Annotated in this window: 11 protein-coding genes and 2 tRNA genes; 2 read left to right on the top strand and 11 right to left on the bottom strand. The window is 66.9% G+C overall.

Annotation, left to right across the window (positions count from 1 at the left end):
* Positions 1 to 157: 157 nt before the first annotated feature.
* On the top strand, positions 158 to 793 hold the full coding sequence (locus tag PX701_RS09815) for a TetR/AcrR family transcriptional regulator (RefSeq protein ID WP_275506181.1): 636 nt from the start codon (positions 158 to 160) through the stop codon (positions 791 to 793).
* On the opposite strand, the gene PX701_RS09810 is transcribed toward PX701_RS09815, so the two are convergent.
* From PX701_RS09810 to PX701_RS18550, 3 genes are all read right to left on the bottom strand, one after another.
* Positions 781 to 1,884 carry a M20 family metallopeptidase gene (locus PX701_RS09810; RefSeq protein WP_275506180.1) on the bottom strand — a complete coding sequence of 368 codons (1,104 nt, stop codon included), beginning with the start codon at positions 1,882 to 1,884 and terminating at the stop codon, positions 781 to 783. The genes PX701_RS09815 and PX701_RS09810 overlap by 13 nt on opposite strands.
* Complete coding sequence (locus PX701_RS09805) at positions 1,881 to 2,762, bottom strand: alpha/beta fold hydrolase (protein ID WP_275506179.1); 882 nt, start codon at positions 2,760 to 2,762, stop codon at positions 1,881 to 1,883. Before PX701_RS09805 ends, PX701_RS09810 begins: the two co-directional genes overlap by 4 nt.
* Positions 2,763 to 2,894: 132 nt before the next feature.
* The gene (locus tag PX701_RS18550; RefSeq protein WP_420831071.1) at positions 2,895 to 3,347 is read right to left on the bottom strand and encodes an HAD hydrolase family protein; all 453 of its coding nucleotides are present in this window, start codon (positions 3,345 to 3,347) and stop codon (positions 2,895 to 2,897) included.
* A gap of 869 nt (positions 3,348 to 4,216) precedes the next feature.
* Between PX701_RS18550 and PX701_RS09795 the strand changes: the two genes are divergently transcribed.
* A complete protein-coding gene (locus PX701_RS09795) occupies positions 4,217 to 4,390 on the top strand; it encodes a hypothetical protein (RefSeq protein WP_275506178.1) in 174 nt (57 codons plus the stop codon).
* Positions 4,391 to 4,626: 236 nt separating this feature from the next.
* Here the strand turns inward: PX701_RS09795 and PX701_RS09790 are convergent, their stop codons facing one another.
* The 8 genes from PX701_RS09790 to PX701_RS09755 form a co-directional block, all read right to left on the bottom strand.
* Entirely contained in the window at positions 4,627 to 11,274 is a 6,648-nt protein-coding gene (locus tag PX701_RS09790; RefSeq protein WP_275506177.1) for an RHS repeat-associated core domain-containing protein, read from the bottom strand.
* A 26-nt stretch (positions 11,275 to 11,300) separates the two neighbouring features.
* A complete protein-coding gene (locus PX701_RS09785) occupies positions 11,301 to 14,456 on the bottom strand; it encodes a LamG-like jellyroll fold domain-containing protein (protein WP_275506176.1) in 3,156 nt (1,051 codons plus the stop codon).
* A gap of 685 nt (positions 14,457 to 15,141) precedes the next feature.
* Complete coding sequence (locus PX701_RS09780; RefSeq protein ID WP_275506175.1) at positions 15,142 to 15,519, bottom strand: tyrosine-type recombinase/integrase; 378 nt, start codon at positions 15,517 to 15,519, stop codon at positions 15,142 to 15,144.
* Positions 15,520 to 15,522: 3 nt separating this feature from the next.
* Positions 15,523 to 15,918 carry a site-specific integrase gene (locus tag PX701_RS09775; protein WP_275506174.1) on the bottom strand — a complete coding sequence of 132 codons (396 nt, stop codon included), beginning with the start codon at positions 15,916 to 15,918 and terminating at the stop codon, positions 15,523 to 15,525.
* 271 nt (positions 15,919 to 16,189) lie between these two features.
* Positions 16,190 to 16,489 carry a MerR family transcriptional regulator gene (locus tag PX701_RS09770; protein ID WP_275506173.1) on the bottom strand — a complete coding sequence of 100 codons (300 nt, stop codon included), beginning with the start codon at positions 16,487 to 16,489 and terminating at the stop codon, positions 16,190 to 16,192.
* Between the two features lie 167 nt (positions 16,490 to 16,656).
* Positions 16,657 to 16,733 (bottom strand) — tRNA-Met (locus PX701_RS09765).
* Between the two features lie 44 nt (positions 16,734 to 16,777).
* Positions 16,778 to 16,849 (bottom strand) — tRNA-Thr (locus tag PX701_RS09760).
* 129 nt (positions 16,850 to 16,978) lie between these two features.
* Complete coding sequence (locus tag PX701_RS09755; protein WP_275506172.1) at positions 16,979 to 18,886, bottom strand: alpha-amylase family glycosyl hydrolase; 1,908 nt, start codon at positions 18,884 to 18,886, stop codon at positions 16,979 to 16,981.
* Positions 18,887 to 18,949: the final 63 nt, after the last annotated feature.

Genomic DNA, 18,949 nt, shown 5'->3' with positions numbered 1-18,949 from the left:
TGTTGTACGGTGGGTGCGGATCCGCACGGGGCGGAGTCGGGCTCTTCCCCGCAACCAGTTCTGATGGAGGACACGCGTGTCAACGGCGAAACCAGTGCAGGCGGCGTCGGCGAGCACGGGCCGGAAGCGACGCGCCCGTGACTCCCTGAGCAGGGACGTGATCGTCGCAGCGGCCGAGGAGATCGCGCTGCGCGAGGGACTCGATCGGCTCACCTTCCAGGCCATCGGCGAGAAGCTCAGCGCGCACCCCACCTCCATCTACCGCCACTTCCGGGACAAGGACGAGCTGATGCTGGTCCTGATCGACACCCTGCGCGCCCGCTCGTACGCCGGGGCGATGGTCGCCACCGACGACTGGGTCGCCGACATTCGCGCGCAGGCGCACCTGATCCACGACCACTACATGCGGTATCCCGAGTTCGCCCTGCAGATGGCAACCCGGCGGCCGACGGACTTCGGCTCCATGGAATTCATGATCGGCGCGCTCCGGCGGGGTGGGTACGGCCCGGAGGAGTCCGCCCTCTACGCTCGCGCCCTGGGCCAACTGGTGCGCTCGGCGACGAGCATCCAGGCGGCGATCGAGGCGCAGCCGGCGGAGATCCGCGAGGCCGACGAGGTCACCTGGGAGATGGATTACCGGAGGCTCGAGGAATCGGACCACCCCAATATCGTCTGGGCCGGGCAGAGCCTTCCCGGCATCCGCGACCCGCGGGCGTGGGAGACCGCACTCGACCTCATGATCGAGAGCATCGTCCGTCGCGCACCCGGCGACGGCGGGGCTCAAGCGACGTGATCTGCCGCGATCGCGTCGATCGTCCCGGCGATCAGAGCGATCCGCTCGAGCATCGAGGCGAGTGAGACCCACTCGTCGATCGCGTGAGCGCCCCCGCCCTTCGGCCCGAGCCCGTCGAGGGTGGACGCGCCGGCCGCGGCCGTGAAGTTGCCATCGGATGCCCCGCCGACAGCGACGTCGCACAGTTCGGACTGCCCCAGCTTCGCGGCCACCGCGCGCGCCACGGCGAGCAGCGTGCGGGAGGCGTTCGGTTCCATCGGCGGCCGGTTGATGCCGCCGTGCAGCACGACGCTCACGTCGGGCGTGTGGGCGGGAAGCGCGAGCAGCCCCTGGTGGACGCGCTCCAGCTCGGCGATCGACCATGCGCGAACGTCGATGCGGAGTTCCGCATGGTCCGGAATGGCGTTCGTGACGGTGCCCGCCCGCGCAACGGTCGGGCTGATCGTCGTGCCGAGGCTCGCGTCGGCGAGCACCGGCAGCGCCAGCACCTGATGCGCGAGCTCGGTCAGGGCATTGCGTCCACGTTCCGGTTCCAGGCCGGCGTGCGCCGCGCGGCCGTGCACCTCGACGCGGTAGATGCTGCCACCCCTTCGCGCGGTCTTCACCGCGCCGTCCAAGCTGGGCTCGAGCACGAGAACGGCGCCACACCGCTTCGCCTCGCGTTCGATGAGCGCTCTCGACGTCAGCGATCCTGTCTCCTCGTCGCTCGTCAGGAGGATCGCGACGTCCTGAGGATCCGCGACGCGTCCGAGCGCCTCCGCCATCACGACGATGCCGGCCTTCATGTCGAAGACGCCGGGTCCGGTGATTCGATCGCCGTCCACGCCGAATGGCCGCTCCGCAGCGGTGCCACACGGCCAGACGGTGTCCACGTGTCCCAGCAACAGCACGGAGGGCGACTCCCCGCCGCGCCACGACAGATGGCGCACGCCGTCGACCTCGACCACCTCTCCCGGAGCGCCGACCACGGGGGCGATCCACGAGTCGATGAGGGCGTGGGCCGCGCCGATCGCGACGGCGTCTCCCGTCGGGGTCTCGATCGAGACGAGCGAGCGGAGCCGGTCGAGGGCACGCTCCTCCCCGGCGCTCACGCTGCTCCTCCGCTACCGAGGAACTGGTTCAGCGCCGCGGCGGTCTCGACCGGGGCTTCTTCGGCGAGATAGTGGTCGGCCGAGATCGCCCGGCCCTCGACTCGAGCGGCGAACCCTCGCCAGACCGACAGGACATCGAAGTTGCGGCCGACATAGCTCGCCTCGCCCCAGAGCGCGAGGACGGGCGCATCGACTACTCGACCATCAGCGCGGTCGAGACGGTCATGCTCGAGGTCGGTTCCGGCGGCGGCACGGTAGTCGGCGCAGGATGCGGCGACCGTGGCACTGTCGAAACAGCGTTCGTATTCGTCCATCACCTCAGCCGGGAACACCCCGGGCCGCAGCGCGCGGCCACGGAAGCGACTCTCGAGCCAGGCCCGCGGTTCCGAACCGATCAGCTTCTCAGGCAGCCCCCCGCCCTGGGTGAGGAAGAACCAATGGAAGTAGCTCGTGGCCATCGTTCGGTCGACATGCTCGAACATGTGCAGGGTCGGCACGATGTCCAGTACCGCGAGGGATGTCACCGCGTCAGGGGCGTCGAGCGCGAGCCGATGACCGACCCGTCCGCCACGGTCGTGCCCGACCACCGCGAAACGCTCGAAACCGAGCGACCGCATGAGCGCTAGCTGGTCGGCAGCCATGGCGCGCTTGTCGTAGACCTCACCGGCGGGCTTGGCCGAATCGCCGTAGCCCCGCAGGTCACTCGCGACGACCGTGAAGTGCTCGGCGAGCAAGGGAGCGACGAGACGCCACATCGAGCGCGTCTGCGGGTAGCCGTGCAGAAGCAGCACCGGTGGCCCATCGCCGCTCAGGGTCGCCCCCACGGAGACCGCGCCGTCGACTTCGACGTTCACCCGGTGACCTTCGAACCACACCATCGGCCGCTCCACTCAGCATCGTTGCTTGTCAATGACGTTGACTATAACACTGACTTCGCGCCATTTCGACGGCCAATGCGGCGCCGCTGCGCACCCGACTCGGGCCGGCGGGGAGGAGCTCGCCGGGGACCGCTAGAACACCGGGCGCCGAATCCTTCCGACAATGCACTGCCGCCTTGCCACGACCGGGTGTTCTCCTCGCCGCGAACGAGCCGTGCTCGCCGTCCAGATCCGCCGGGCAGGACTACCGCAACGAGATGCGGCGCAAGTGACGGCACTAGCGCCTCGAAGGTAGGCGACCGTGTCTTCCCAGCCGGTTACGGCACGACATTCGATGCCCATGGCGAGCACGGGGTAGTCGTTGCCCTGCTCGTCGAGACGGTCGCCGACGAAGAGCATGGCGTCGAGCGGGATGCCGGCCTGCTCGGCGAGCCGCGTCATGCCGTGGGCCTTGTCGATGCCGCGGTTCGTGATGTCGGCCGAGGTCGAACCGCCCGAGCGGACCTCGAGGTCGGGCTGCCGCTGCGGCGCGGAGGGCGCCGGCAACGATGCGATCGAGGAGCGGCGGAGTTCCCGCCATCGCATCGACCTCGGCGGACGGACGCTCGACGGAAAAGCGTTGAGTCCTTGCCCTTCGATAGGACAAGAAACCCCAAATCAACCCCAGATTTCTGGTAGCGAGGGCGGGACTCGAACCCGCGACACCACGGAGGCGACGGGGTCGTTCTCGAGCTCTTCCTTGCGATCCAGAAATCTCGGATCTTCTCGGGCTGACCCGGGGTTCCTTGAGAGTACGGATTCTGGGAGACCAATGCTACTCGGATGAGCTGGGAACATCTCGGGTCGGATCGATTCATATTCGTTGAATAAGCGTGCGCACATCAAATCCCTCCTCGCCCGCAACAAGGATCTCGCTAAGAAGTGCTGAATCCGATTGTCGACCCGGGCTCATCAAAGCACTCATTTGACTCGAGGGTGAAGCGCACGCTCGTCGAGGTTGTCTCCACGCTCACGTCAGCCGTGCCTCGATCGGATCAGCATCCCCTAGGGGGCGACCATGATCGAATGGCGCGAAAGGTAGTACTTGCTTTGCGCCCAGCGAGCTCTGACATCAACTCGCGCTCCATGATGATCCAGGCTCGGCCCCGCCGGGGGATGAGCTCGACATTGACATGGCAACCTACCTTGGTGTTCCCAGGGCCTGATTGATGGCGTCGACAATTCCCGTCTCGCGATTCGCAGCATCCGCCGTCCTCACTCTTCAGGTTGCGATCCAGAAGAATTCAGATCACGCCCAGGGCGTGCTCTGAAATCTCCGTGCTGCCCGCCGATACTGAGGACGCAGAGATATACCGCAGAGAGAATCCTCCGCACACTCGGGGAAATCCTCGGGGGCACCTCAGCAGAAGCCCGGCGAAGCTGGGACGGGAGCGAGTCCCCCTTTTGGTGCATCAATGGATCGTCACCGCAAGGTCTCCGTCGTCGACTTCAGCAACGACTACGACATCGGCGAACATGATTCGGACTTCGTCGACAAGGCCAACTTCATTCCGTACGCCTTCGACGCCAGTGAGTATGTGTCCGACTACGGGCATGAGCGCCCTAGGAGAAGGCTCAACCTCCCATAGACCGACGTCGATCGCGAGTTGTTGACGTTCCACATCTGACGCATTCGCGAACGGGTCGATCCATGCCCTGGAAGCGACCGTGATGACCCAGTCGGATCCGACATCAATCGTCGAAAACGTCCCATCGTCCCACGCAAATTCGACAGGACCAGTCGAACTTCGCTCCCCCCCGTCAAAGCGGTGGAAGAAGCGGCGCACTCCTACGCACCGCCTGCCGAGTGGGATCAATTCCGTGTTCAAGGCCAGATCACCTCTGCGGCCTCGAAGAACGCGTTCCCGCCCGCTGTCTGGGGGAACATTGTCACAAACTCTCCGCTCGGTTTGGTCAGCACCACATCAGTCCCTTGCCGATAGAAGTAGTATCCATCTCCGCCACCAGCCCTATGCGGGTTCCAAGGCCCGCGGCGCACTTCGTCAGCGCTTGCACGAACAGCCTGAATACGCTCTTGGTACCATGCACGTGCTGTAGCACTCCCAGGATCCAAGCCATAGTCCTTTGCATGTCTGCCCCATTTCTTTCCAAACTGCGCGGAGGCGACCGAAAATGCTGGCCCAATACTGCTGGTAGCGGCGCGCCCGCCGTTCGCGACTCGGATTGCTGCGGCGGCGTCATCGCTAACTGTCGTGTACGCCGATCGAATGGGTCCCGCTACAAGGCCACCGCCACATGGCATCTGCATGCAATAGTTCGCGATCATGTCGGCCAAGGACAGGATATTGACCAGGAAGAAGTAGCCCACCACACGTGCGTCGGCCCCGAAATCTCGCGTGCTGCCGCACTCCGCCGATGTCCCTGTTGCTGCCAGCACGGAGCATGCCTGTTGCGCAGCTTGAAGACTTTCACCGAGCTGCTTTAGCCCCGCGTTTCGGATGCTCATGGAGGAGGAACGGCTGTTGACCTGGTCCTTTTTGTTGGCGCGCGGGTTGTAGGTGCTGTTGTCAGTGCTGCCTTGCATGAGTAGCCCGGAGGCATCCTCGAAGGTGAGGGGGCTGTTGCCTGCGTATGCGTATCCGTTCCACTGCTGCGGATCCGTAAGGTCGAGGATGGGATCTGCGCTGATGAACGCGCCGACCGCTTCGTCGTAGTACCTGGCTCCGAGGAGGGTGAGCCCACTTTCTGTGTCGCGGTTTTTGCCGAGGAATTGGATGTCGCCGGGCACGGTAGACGCGTTCGAGTTGCCGCGGGTGCCGCCGAACGGGTCTGTGTACAGCCGTTTCACGGGGGTTCCGGTGGGGTTGCCCCCGTTCGGGACGGCTGCGAGTGGGGTGCCGTGGTGGTCGGTCACGAGTGAGGTGACCGCGTTCAGGCCGCGCCCGGTGCGGACCGCGATCGTCTTGCCGCCGAACTGGTAGTAGCGGGTGGCTTTCACGTCGCCGGCGGGGGTGATCAGCACTTCCTGCCCGCCGAGGTACACGGTGGTCCCGGTGGTGTCTGTACGGAGGAGCCGGTTGCCGTCGGCGTCGTACGCGTTCGTCGTGGCGCCGGTGGTGGTGAGTTCGCCCTCAACGTCCCACCCGTAGGTAGTCGCGGTGCCACCGGTCGGGGCCTTCGTGACACGGTTGCCAGCGTCGTCGTAGGTGTAAGTGTTCGTCGTGGCCCCGGTCGTCGAGGTAACGAGCTGATGGGGGCCCGCCTCGCCGGTGCCGTATGCATTCGTCGTGACCGTGGTCGAGCCAGCCGTGGTGTGCGTGGTCAAGCTCGTGCGGTTACCCAGGAGGTCGTAGTCGTAGTCGTTCCAGTAGGGTGCTGCACCACCCATCGCCCCGGTCGACGGCGCTTGGCCGCAGTTCGCGTCCCTCGCAGTCCACGCGGTCTGGAGGCGTGCGAGCTCGTCGTAGCTGAAGCACTGGTTATCCCGGAACGCATCGGTCGCCAAGCCCGCGTTGGTGGGGGCGTCCTTGATGCTGGTGACGTTGCCGGCCTTGTCATACCCGTAGGTGACATCGAGTTCGGTGCCGTCGATGCGTTCCCGGTCGAGCCGGACGTTCTGCAACCGTTTCGTGCCGTTCTCGTACAGGTACGAGACGACGCCGCCGTACGTGTTCCCGAGGTCGGTGAACACGGGGCGCCCGTCGTAGCTGTAACCGGAGGAGGCGACGTAGACACCCCACCCGAATCCGCCACCCATCCAGGATGGCTGTGACGTGTTCTTGGCGTAGACCGTCGTCACGGTCTCCGCGGGCAGGACCGCGGTGGTGACGCCCGTTTTCGTGACGGCGGGGTAGGTGATCTTCGCGGTCTGTCCGTCGACCGTGTAGGTGTACGTCGTCGAGAACGTCTTCGAGCCGAGGTTCGCGAACTGGGGGCTGTCGGGCAGCACGACGCTGGTCCGGGTGGGCCGGTATGCGGCATCCCAACTATCAACCCGCGTCGTGTACGGCTTCTGGTCGATTACCCGAGTCGAGGACGCAAGGACGCCCTTCAACGTTGTGTCGTACGTCCACGACGCCCGCACCTCGCCGGCCGTGACATCGGTGCCCGCGTTGGGCAGATCGCGGATGCTGGTGGTTCGGCCGAGCGCGTCGTATGTGTATCCGACGTACTGTTTGTTGCCGTTCTGGCGGGTCGTGACGCGGCCGAGGACGTCGTACGTCGTGTTCGTGGTGCCCGCGTCGGGGTCGACCGCCTTGGTCTGCCGGCCCTGCTTGTCGTACGTGTACGACCACGAGTTCTTTGCGGCTCCGACCGCGGCGCCGGCGTCGGTCATGCCGGCCAGCAGGCCCGCTTGGTTGTAGTTGTATGTCGTTGTCGTGCCCGTGAGCCCGGGGACCTCACCGACGGTGTCTTTGTCGGATTGGGTATCGGGGTCGCGCTGGTACTGGGTCAGCGCTGTCGTGCGGCCCCGCCCGTCGACCGTGGTCGCGGTCGGCACACCACCGATCGGGGGCACGACCAGGGTCGTCGCCCCGTCGTAGGCAGTTTGGGTGCTCCATTTCTTGTTGCCGTCGTTCGAGGTCGTCCCGATCCAGAAGGTTTTCGCGGTCTCACGGCCGGCCTGGTCGTAGGTGAACGTGGTCGTGCCGGAGGTGTCGGGGTCTTTCGCGACCGGGGTCGCGGACGCGCCGCCTTCGACCTGCCAGGGTTCGGTCTGCTCGACGACCCGACCGGTCGCGTCATAGGTCGTGTGCGTCACAGCGCGACCGCCGCTGCCGCCGCGTGCGTCTTGCTGGGTCTGGAACGGCCGCAGCAACGCGTCATACAGGACGGAGGAGCTGTGCTGCTTCCTCCCGTCAGCAGACAGCGTCTTCGTGACGACCGCGTTCAACCCGTTGGATTTCACCGTGTAGATGTACTCCACCGAGGCGAAGGAAGCGACCGATTCCGGGTGTTGTGGGTACCGGACAGTGAGGAGCCGGCCCAGCGCGTCGTAGGTTGCGGTCGTGGCGCGCCCGTTCGCGTCGGTCGTGGTGGTCGGCACCGCGAGGAGCGGGTCGAACACGGTGGTCGTGGAATGCCCGAGCGGGTTCGTCACCTTCATCTCAGTCAGCAGCCCTGCCCCGGTCGGGGTGTACTCGGTGGTGGTGGCCTGACCGGTCGGATCGGTGACCTTGGTGACGCGCCCCAGCGTGTCGTACTCGTACCTGGTGAGTTCTTCCACCCAGTTGAGCCCGTCGACAGGGTCGATCTGCTGCGTCGCCTCCGGCAGCCCGGTCGCCCCGTACGTGGTCTTGGACCCGGTGACGACGTCGGCGGAAGCCGGGGTGGCCGGGATATCGCTGCAGCGGTGCGCAAACGTCTTCACTTCGCTGGAAAGTGCGACCAGGTGTGCGTTCTCCAGCGCGGAGCTGCTCTCGTGCGCGTACTTGGTGCGGGTACAGACGTTGTCGTCGCCGTCGCTGTCTTTGACACCGTCGTCGGCGCCGACGGTGCCGAAGTCATCGACCTCGAAGGGTTGGCTGTACTCGTTGAAGCGGGTCACCGACGCAGCCTCGAGCGCGACCGTGCCGCCCTTGCTGTACGTGTAGTCGCGGGTCTCCTCGCTGGCCACCCGTGTGGCCTCGATGCCGGCAGAGCTCGTGGCGACGGTGGCGGAGGTGAGTTTCGTGACGGTCTCGGTCACCGGCACGTCGCCGTTGTACGTGACGGTCTTGAACGGTTGCCCGATGAACCGGGTGTCGTCATCGACGACCGTCACCGCCCCGCCGGGACCACCCTTGAGCGGAACCGGCTTCCCATCCTCGTCGAGCTTCTCGATAACGCCCGTGTAGTACGTGGTCGTCGTCTTCGAGTCCACGCTCACCACGCCGTCCTCGTTCTTCGGTTCGCCGAGGGTGGTCGTCACGGTCCGGGCGCCGCGGAATTCGGAGTACGTCTTCTGTGCGGCGGGGATCATCGGGCTGTCGGGCTCGGCCCATACCGCGGGCCCGTAGGTGTAGTTCGTGATCTTCGCGAACGAGTCGGTCGCAAGCTCGGGGGTGCCGGGCGTGATCTGGGTGTGCCCCTCGGTGAGCGTTTTCACGACCCACTTATGGAAGTACCCAGACCGGGCCGTCTGCTCCGGGCCTTGCCGCCAGTTCACCGGGAAACACAGCTGGTTGTTCTTCGCCGGGTCGGCAGGGAGTACCCCGTCCTCACAACCGGTCTCGTACGCGACCGTGACGCGGCCGCCCGCCTCGGTGCGGACCGAGTAGACGCGGGGGCGGATGAAGGGGTCGTACGCTTCGCCGGTCTTCTCGACCCGGTTCGCGGTGTCGGTGTAGCTGAACTCGACCGCGGGAATCGTGGTGATGTCGGCCTTTGCACCGGCCAGCGCGTCGTGCTTGATCGACCCGAGCTGGAGCATGATGCCCTTGGCGTTGTTCAGCCCGATCCCGGTGCCCTGCGGGACGAACCGCTGACCAAGCGTCCAGGAGTCCACCGGTTCGTAGCCCTGACCCGCATCTGCGAATGTCGTAATCCCGGCCAGCCGGGTGCGGTTGAAGAATGTCGGCGCATACGTGGTGCAGGCTGCGGTCGCGGCGCAGATCAGGTCTTTCGGAGTGTCGGGCCAGTAGTTCGCGCTCGTCGAAGTCTGCGTCGTCAGGCACCACGAGTCCGGCTTCGCGAGGTCCGTGATGCATCGTGGCCGCTGATCGAACTCGACCTTTGCCGGCTTCACCGGGTCGCCGTCGCGGGTGCCGTATACGATGCGTTCGAGCTGGCCGCCGGCCGTGTAGGACAGGTTCGCGTCGCCGTAGAAGGGGCGGTAGTAGTTCGTCTCCGTCTCGTAGAAGTAGGACATCGTGTTGCCCTGCGGGTCGACCACCTTGTCCAGGTTCCACCGCCATACCTGCTGCGAATGCGAGTCCGCGAACTCAGTCTTGTGCCCCGCCTCGTTGGCGTGGTTGCCGAACACCGGCACCTCCCATGCCGACTTCGACGCCGAGCTCGAGCCGAACAGGTATCGGGTGCCGTCGACCGTGGTGACTTCCCACGACTCGCCCGCCTCACCGACGGTTCCGAGGTGTCGGACACGGGTTCCGTCATCCCGGCGAGGATGCCACGCCCCGTCGGCACCCTTCACGAGCTCGGACCCGGACCCGCTCAGCGACAGGGTCGCGTTGTCCTTGCCCCAGCACAAGTCGGGGGCCGACTTGCCGATATTGTTCGCACCGGCGGTCTCATCCTCGGAGCACGGGGTGTAGGCACGTTCGATGAAGCTCGCCCCGAGGTCGAATCCTTCACCGACCGGGCCGGCCTGGTTGTTCGTCGACGGCACTCTCCCGTCGACAGTTGCGGACGAGTACGACAGCGCCAGTTCCGGCGCAGGGCCCGCGGCGACCTTCGGCACCCGCATCGGGTACGACCAGGTGAACGCCCCCGTCGATCCTGCGACTCCCCAGGTCGAGGACTGGGTCAGCCCGGTCGCGGACCAGTCGCCCAACGCTCCCGCGTATCCGGCGCTGAACGACATCGACCCGCCCGCCGAACCGCCGTCCCCATCCGCGGCGACGGCAGACGCTCTGCTTGCACCCAAACGCCCGCCGGGCTCCGACGCGCCGAACGGCGCGGAGACCGTGTCACCCGCCTCAGGTGCGTCAGGCGTGGGCGTTTCGGTGACCGGGGCGTCCGTGGCGGGCGGCTCGGTGGCTGGCGGTTCCGACGCCGCAGGAGGCTCGGACGCGGTCGGCGACTCCGTCGGTCCGGACTCGACGGCCGGCGGCTCGGTCGGTGCCGGTTCGGTGGTCGGGCCTTCGCCCACGGTGACGGGGACCTCTGCGGTGATCGTTCCGTCTTTCGCGTTGATCACGCTCTCGACCGGGACCGGCGTACACTCCGGGCCGGTCTGGTCGGCGCAATCCGGAATCCACACGGCCTGCAGCCGGGACTCCCAGTCACCGCCCGCGACGCCCGCGAAGTCCTTGTAGGACACCGTCAGCTTGACCGATTGGCCCGGCGCCGGCACCGCTGATGCATCCGTCACGGTCAGCACGACACCGGCCGCAACGCCCGCATCCTCCGCGGCAGCCGGGTCAGCAACTCCGACCTCAACAAGGTCCGGCGCCTCGGTTCCGCTCGTCGGGGCGACCTCGATCGACATGCCGTCCAGGTCAACCTTGACCGGGTCGCCACCAGCAGCGCCGAGGTCGACCGGCTTCGACACGGCGACCGGGAGATCATCCGGCATCACCAGCGGATCCAACGGCTTCGCCAGCTCCTCCGCAGTCGGCGTCACCGTGCCGGCGGCATCTGCAGCAGGAGGCGCGATCCCGTCCACGTCGGCCAGATTCCCCGAGCGGGACTCGTTGTTGATCCCGGTCGCCGCGAACGCCGCGACCGTCGGTGCGAAGTTCAACACCACCGTCTCGCCAGCAAGGACCACCGCCAGCCCAGCGGCGACGGCCAACGTCGTCCTGGAGCGGCGCAGCAGACCGCGCAACACGCCAGTTCGGGTGCTGTGCATGTTCGATCCGTTTCGCATGAGCTGTCTCACTGGTCCTTCACCGTCGGGTCGAGCGCGTTCAACCCGGCCTCGCCGGTACCGAAGTCGCTGGCTTCAGCGCCCTGGCACAGCCGGCGCACCTTCGCGTCATCCACGACCTCGCCCGAGAACACGCGGACGTTGTCGATCACGCCCTGGAACCAGTCGCCCGCGACCCGGCTGTGCAGCGCCCGACCCAGGGTGAACGCCCCGCCCGCGTCAGCCGGCAACACCACCCGGGGCCCCTCGACCGTCACCGGTTCACCATCACCCGGCGCGTCCGGCGTGCCGATACCGCACACCCGCAACCGCACCGCGGGGCTCGTGCCCGCGTCATACTCGCCTACCAGGTGCACCCACTCTCCCGGCTTCACCGGCACCTTCGACCTCGCGTACGAACTCGAGGACCCCGTAACGAGGAACTCCCAACAGCCGGACATCTCCGCACCTGCGGCATCCAGACACACGCTATTCGTCGGGTTGTACCGCAACCGGAATCCAGACATATTCACCCCGTCCTGGCCGAGGACCGCACCGTACTTGTTGTTTGTGACCATCGCCGGGTCCAGTTGCACGAACGCGGACACCACGAACGAGTTCTTCATGTCCACGACCGGCCCCCCACTGACCGCCGCGTCGTCGACGCCGTCGAACTTCAGCGCCTTGTCCCCGTCGCGCGATCCGAACAACTGATGCGGACCAGGTACCCAGGTCGGCGCAGTCATACCGGTTACGGTGAGCGAACCGGCGTCGACGGGGCCGGTGTTGGCCGTCGACCCGTCCAACATCCACACGGCGTCCTCCTGTGGTGCCGCGACGTCGATCGTGTGCGAGACCGGGTCAGACTTATTCCCCGCACGATCGACGGACTTCACCGTCAACGTCGCCGCCCCCGCAGCCACCGGCGTGAAGCTGATCGTGCCGGACGTACCCATCCCGACGGTCACCGTGCCGGCATCCGATCCGCCCGATGCCGGTGGGCCCGTGATCGTCCACTCGAACTTCACGACGTCCGTGATGGTGTTCGGGCCGAAATTGAACTTGCCCAGCATCCCGATGCCGCCTCGCTCGGCCCCGGACGTGTACACGGCCTTGATCCCGGTGCTCGGGTCGTCCTCCGCGGTGATCTTCGGCTTCCCGGGGCGGACGGTGTCGAGGGTGAACTCGCACCAAGCACCCCACCCGGACCACAGCTTCCCGTCGGTCGCGGTCACGTGCCACGAATACGTGTCATCAGCCAGCGCGGTGCCCACCGTGACCGCCTTGCGCTGATTGTCCGTCACCCCGGTCAACGTCGCGCTCTGCCAAGGCACGTTCGAAGTGCCCGTCTCGACAACCGCGAACACCGGCTGAATCGTGTCGCCCGGGTCCGGGTCGCTCATCACGGCCGACAACGTCGGCGTGTTGTCATTGATGAACGGACGGTCCGCTGCCCCCGTCGCACACACCGCAGCCGGTGAATCGACCTTCATCCCCGTCGGCTTGTCCGGCGGCCGGTTGTACTCCACCGAGATCTCCGCATCGAACCCGAACCGCTTCCACGACGTCATCGTCGAGTCATCCCTCGGTTTCAACCCCATCGTCACGTTCGGCGAGTCCCGCTCCGCATACCGACGCAGCGCCTCCGTCGCATCCCACGTCCGATACCCACGGTTCAAACACGTCGCATTGTGCGCCTCAGTGCGGGACGAGATATACGCAGACCAGTCACCGATCGTGGACCAGGTGGTCGCGGTCGTCAGCGAGTTCGTCATCACCAGATCTGTTGTCGTCGCTGTGCAACTCGCCGAATGGATGCCGTTGACCGTGAAACCCGCCTGCACGACGTTGTCCCGATCAAGGTTCCGGATCGTGTCCCACCCGGTGAATTCCCAGGACAACCGCTGCCGGAACACCGTGTTGCACGTGTCCACATCCGTGCAGTACCCGGTACCTTCGCCACCAGACGTGTTCCACTTGTACAACGTGCCCGTGTACCCTCCCGTGCGGACAGCGACCCACTCCGCCGGCCCATGCCCGCTGAACGCCGGGTCCACGTACACCGGCCACACCGTGTCCGGGCTCGACAACATGCCCGCATCCGGCGACACCACCAGATTCGACCCGTCAACCCGGGTCGGCATCGCCGCGATCACGTCACCCATCTGCGGCGACACCGAACGGTCCCCCGCACTGACCTCCGTCACCGTGTCCGGAAGGTCGAGGTCACCACCCGCGGAATCCCACATGATCGGCGGCGCCGACACGAACTGCGGATCCCCCGCCGCATCCACCACCGACACCGCACCCTCGACGTCGCCCGCCGTCAACTCGAGCCCCTCTGACAGACCGGTCCGGAACACCAGATCACCAGCCGCACCCGGTGCATCCACGCCACGCTGCGCGTCGACCAGGTTACGGAACCGGGCCGCGGCCGCCGGATCCGCAAGCTCAACCACCGGTGCGAACCCCGTCCCGTCCGGGGCGACCGACACGACCAGACGGACCCCGTCAGCCAACTCATACACCGCCTGGGAACCGTCAACCGTCGCTTCCGGCAGCTCCGTCGGGAACCACACCTCCAACCGGTTGCCCTCACGGGTGATCGACCCCAACGGCTCCCCCGCGCCCGCCGCGCCGCCCGCATTTAACTCAATCGGGAACACCGGTGCCGCAACCTCAAGCAACCGGTCGCCGCTCGGCTCATCCGACGGACTTGCCGCCGGCGAATCAGCACCATTCGTCGAGCCGGACATCGCCGACACCGGAGCCACCAACGGCGCCAAGCCCGCCACATCTGTACCGAGCTCAGCATCCTGCTCAGCTGCAACGCCTCCGGACACGATCGTCGTGTCCAGCCCCGTCCACTCACCATCGACGAGCACCCGCGACGGCACCGCCGAAATCACCGACCGCAAATGCCCATTCGGCAGTGCAAAGGTCGACTCCCACGGCGACCGCGCCGAAAGCACCTCAACCTCAACGTCACACTCGACCGCCGCTGCGCTAGCGACCTCAGGCGTCTCAGTAACCGGCTTCGAACAATCAAAACCCGACGCCTCAGGCTCGCCGCCACGCACCCCGAGCACCACCGCGACCGTCCCGGCCGCAAGTACACCGACCGCAGCCACCCCTGCGATCAGCACCTTGCTACGACCAGCAGAAAGACGACGCAATACACCCACGAGGAGACCTTCCGAGAAACATCAACGACGGCCGCATGTAGGGACGCCGGCCGGGCATGCAACTCAGAGACCCCGTTGTTCGAGCACGAGCGCGAGCGCTATCGTAAGCATCCCTTCAACACTCGCCTGACCAAAACATCGATACCGAGATGGAAATGAGATAAGACTCTCCGGAACGGCCCGGGCGCCGGGCGCCTTCGATCCAAGCCGGCGCTCATCACCCGCACCGACACCGTCACGACGAGAAGATGCGCGCCCTCGAACTGCAAGAGGCGTGGCGGCCTTAGAGCGTTGGTCGCCCCGACCGTATCTGGGTGCTCAATCTCAAGAACCGACGGGCGGATCAAGCGACCGTCGAGAGACGGAGGACCTTGTAGCAGTCGTGCACGAGCGCATGCAGCGTCGCTCGCCAGCGAGGCCGAACAACAGATGTACATATTCGTGTTCATGGGAGCACCTGCACACCTGGTGCTTATGAAGCGCTTCCAGTCGTCATGCTTGCAGACTTCCAGTCGTCATGCTTGAAGAATGGGACGACAACGCGCGGCGTGGCAGTGGTTCACGATGTACAAATCACTCGATGTCGCCGGTGCCGCACCCGGGTGCGGCACCGTTCATCCACATGGTGCCGCGTCCGACGCGGCACCGTGAGTCCCCATGCAGCCCAGCACGCCCCAGCCAGCCATCATCGGTGCTCACGCTCGGGCGCGAGTCGTTGCAACACCTCGGCCGCCTGCGGCTTCACTGAGCTGTCGGGCTCCGCATAGTGCTTCTTCGTCGTCGACCTCGAGGCATGCCCGAGCATGTCGGCTGCTGCCTGCAGGTCGAGCTCGTTGGCCAGCAGGGTCGCTCCGGTGCGCCGGAAGGCGTGCGGCGAGATATTCATGCCTTCAAGGCCGGCATCCTTGAGGATTTCGCGGAAGGTGCGCCGGACGTTGTGCGGCGCGAGCGGATTTCCGTGTTTCGTGAAGAAGAGCGGGTTCTCGGCGCCCTCACCTGCGATGAGCGCGAGCCTCCGCCTGATCACCTCGGCGGCGAACGCGGGCACAGCAACCGTGCGCACTGATTAGTGCGTCTTGGGGTGCTCCTGCCGGAACGCGCCGACGCCTGTTCGGACGACGATGGTGCCGGTGATGCTCACCCGCGGCGGATCAGCGGTCATGTCGACGTCGCACATACGCAACGCCAGCGTCTCACCGATTCGTGTGGCCGTGCCGAGCATGACCTCGATCAGGTCACGCACCTGGCCGTCGGGCTTGGGCCCCTTGACGTCGTCACCCGTGCGCCAGTCACGTGCGGCGATGCGGATCGCCGCGATCTGCTCGGGCGCGAGGGCCTTCGGCACGTGCTTCGGCGCCTTCATCCGCGAAGCCTCCTTGAGAAATCGATCGACCCGGCCGACCGTGACCTCTCGCACGGTGAAGTCCTTGACCGGGTTCCGCTGGATGATCTCCTGGCGCACGGCGAACGCCAGAGTGCGGGAGTGCTTCGCTCGTGCGAACGACTTGCTCGAAGTACGGAACGATGAGCGTTCGGAGTTCGCGAGCGTCAGTCTCCTTCGTGCCGTCGGAACGATCGACGTCGCGGCGGACGTCTTCGATCCACGCGTCGGCGAGCTTTGTGAACGGCGAATCGGCGGTCAGCGTGTCACCGTCGCCGAGCCGCATCCGCGACGCGAGTCGCTCCTTGAGCGCGGACTTCGCAGCTCCCCGACTCGCCGCCGTCGCCGAGACCTACCGGGTCTCTCCGTCCCAGTCGCGGAAGCGGGCGTACGCGCGGAACCGTCCAGGCCCGACCTGGTTCGTCTTGACGTCGCCGAAGGTTCCGATCGGCAGCCTGGCCGGCCGGCCATCAGCGCTCACCTCCCGCGATCGGATGGCACGGGGTCGTGCAACGCGTCCATCCAGCTGAGCGCCTCTGCCGGCGGCGCGCAGGTCGTAGATCGCCTGCACGTGCACGCCGAGATACTCGGCGAGCTCGCTCGACGTGAGGACCGGCTCGAGGCCGAGTCTGGAGAGTCGTTCGGTGTCCATACCCGTAAGTGCACCAAGTCGTCCCAAGCGACCCGGGACGCTCGAACACCTTCCCCATTGAGACCCGCTGAACGCGGTCGCCGACGGAAAAGCGTTGAATACACGTTGAACTCATCGAGTCCTTGCCCCTCGATGGGACAAGAAACCCCAGATCAACCCCAGATTTCTGGTAGCGAGGGCGGGACTCGAACCCGCGACACCACGATTATGAGCCGTGTGCTCTAACCACCTGAGCTACCCCGCCGCGAGGCTTCCGGCCGAAACGCGAACGCTCGAACCGAGAACCAGAGCCCCGAGTCAGGATTGAACTGACGACCCCTTCCTTACCATGGAAGTGCTCTACCACTGAGCTATCGGGGCGTGTGCCGAGAATCGGCAACCAGACGAGGATATCACCTCTCGAGGGGTGCTTCGTACCACCTGGCGACATGACGCCGGGCATCGTCGCCGAGGCTCGGGCGCGGTGCCCGACCGCCGTCGCGCCGCGGCTCACGAGCCCGGCGCCACCACTCCCGGCAGCGCCCACACGGCGAACGACGGACCGTCGGCCGAGAGCACGACCCCGCCCTCGGATGCCTCGAGCCCCGCCATTCCGTACAGGCGAGCCGCGGCATCCGCACCGGGCACCGCGCCGGCCGCGAACGACAGCGTCGCCGCCGCGCGCGAGGCGAAGACGAGCACGGATGCCTCGGCCGATTCGCGCACGAACGCCACCGCGTCGTCGCCGACCGCGAGCCAGCGGATGCCGCCCGTCGCGAGCACCGGATGCTCGCGGCGCAGTGCGATGAGCTCGCGATAGGCCGCGAGCACCGGCGCGACCTCGGGGTCGCCTTCGCTCCCCCACGGCATCGGCGTGCGCGAGGCCTCGCCGTCGACGCCGGTGAGGCCGAACTCGTCGCCCGCCCAGACCACGGGCACGCCCGGCATCGTCACCGCGAGCCCGAACGCCACCGGCGCGGTGGCGGGCCGCGCGTGCGTCGCGAAGCGCGGGGTGTCGTGCGTGTCGAGGGCGTTCATGGTGCCGAGGCGGGTGCGCCACGGATAGCCGGCGGCGAAGCGCAGGTGCGCCTCGACGAATTGGCCCCCGGTGAACGTCGGCACTCGACCGAGCGCGAAGCCGATGCCGCCGCCGGCCGGGCTGCCCGGCTCCTGCAGCCAGCTCCAGAGGGGGCGGGTGAACGGCGCGTACGTCATCGCCCCGTGCCATGCGTCGCCCTGGAAGTCGTCGGCGCCGTCGTTCGTCGACTCGCCGATGAGCATCGTGTCGGGATCGACCTCGAGCATCGTGCGCCGGATCGCCGCGCGCACCTCGGCATTGAGGTCGACGTCGCCGAGGCGCCCGGTCATGTTCGCGACGTCGATGCGCCAGCCGTCGAGCGAGTACGGCGCCTTCAGGTACTTCGCGACGACGGAGTCGGGGCCCTCGACGAAGCGGCGACGCAGCTCGCCCGACGACCAGTCGAACTTCGGCAGGCTCGGCACCCCGAGCCACGATTCGTAGCCGTGACCGCCCTTGGCCCGGTCGTCGCGGAAGTAGTAGAACTCGCGCTCGGCCGACCCGTGGTCGGCCTGCGCCTCGCGGAACCACTCGTGCGCATCGCCGGAGTGGTTCGACGTGAGGTCGCCGATGACGCGGATGCCTCGGGCATGCGCCGCCTCGACGAGCCGCACGAGCGCGTCGTCGCCGCCGAGCAGGTCGTCGACGCGGTCGAACGTCGACGCGTCGTAGCGGTGGTTCGACCGAGCCGGGAAGACCGGCGTCAGGTACAGGAGGTTCACGCCGAGCCCGGCGAGGTGGTCGAGCTTCTCTCGCACCCCGTCGAGGTCGCCGCCGAACACCTGCTTCGACCGCCCCGGCGGAACCGGGTCGAGCGCGTCGCCCCATTCGGCGGCGATCGCCCACTCGGGCAGCTCGCCCCGCTCGCTGAGCTCGTCGAAGGGCGCCCGCTGCGACTTCGCGAACCGGTCGGGGAACACCTGGTACAGCACGCTCTCGGCGACCCAGTCGGGCGCGGCGGCATGCGCGACGAGCTTGAAGTCGTCGCGGTCGCGCGTCTCGACGCCCGACAGCCCGACCTGGTTCAGCCAGTGCTGCCGCCCGTCGTCGCCGACGAGGAGCCACCGGTAGCCGTGCACCGGGTTCTCGACCTCGACCTCGGCCTCCCACCACGACCAGCCGTCGACGGCGGATGCCTCGGACACGAGCCGCGCCTCGTCGAACCGCGGCTCGCGGTTCGGGTTGGAGCGCGTGCCGACCCACGCGAGCCCGCCGATCGGCGTGCCGTCGGCGGCGACCGCGCCCTCGGGCACGCGCAGCCTGACGCGCACGGTCTCGCCGAGCGCGGGGTTCTGCGTCGAGACGTGCAGCGGCGATCCGTCGTGGTGGGGCGTCAGCATGGAGGCATCCTCTCGTAGGCCACTGTCAGAGCCGCGGAGCGCGACCCCGGCGGGGGTCGGCCG

It is taken from the genome of Agromyces chromiiresistens (assembly GCF_029167465.1).
Taxonomy (GTDB): Bacteria; Actinomycetota; Actinomycetes; order Actinomycetales; family Microbacteriaceae; genus Agromyces; species Agromyces chromiiresistens.
Note: the sequence above shows the minus strand (reverse complement) of the source record. Positions and strands in the feature narration are given on the sequence as shown.

Coding starts and splice junctions, on each gene's coding strand:
- PX701_RS09805 (WP_275506179.1), bottom strand. CDS start 2,762: ATGGTGTGGTTCGAAGGTCACCGGGTGAACGTCGAAGTCGACGGCGCG.
- PX701_RS18550 (WP_420831071.1), bottom strand. CDS start 3,347: ATGCGATGGCGGGAACTCCGCCGCTCCTCGATCGCATCGTTGCCGGCG.
- PX701_RS09795 (WP_275506178.1), top strand. CDS start 4,217: ATGGATCGTCACCGCAAGGTCTCCGTCGTCGACTTCAGCAACGACTAC.
- PX701_RS09790 (WP_275506177.1), bottom strand. CDS start 11,274: ATGCACAGCACCCGAACTGGCGTGTTGCGCGGTCTGCTGCGCCGCTCC.
- PX701_RS09770 (WP_275506173.1), bottom strand. CDS start 16,489: ATGGACACCGAACGACTCTCCAGACTCGGCCTCGAGCCGGTCCTCACG.
- PX701_RS09755 (WP_275506172.1), bottom strand. CDS start 18,886: ATGCTGACGCCCCACCACGACGGATCGCCGCTGCACGTCTCGACGCAG.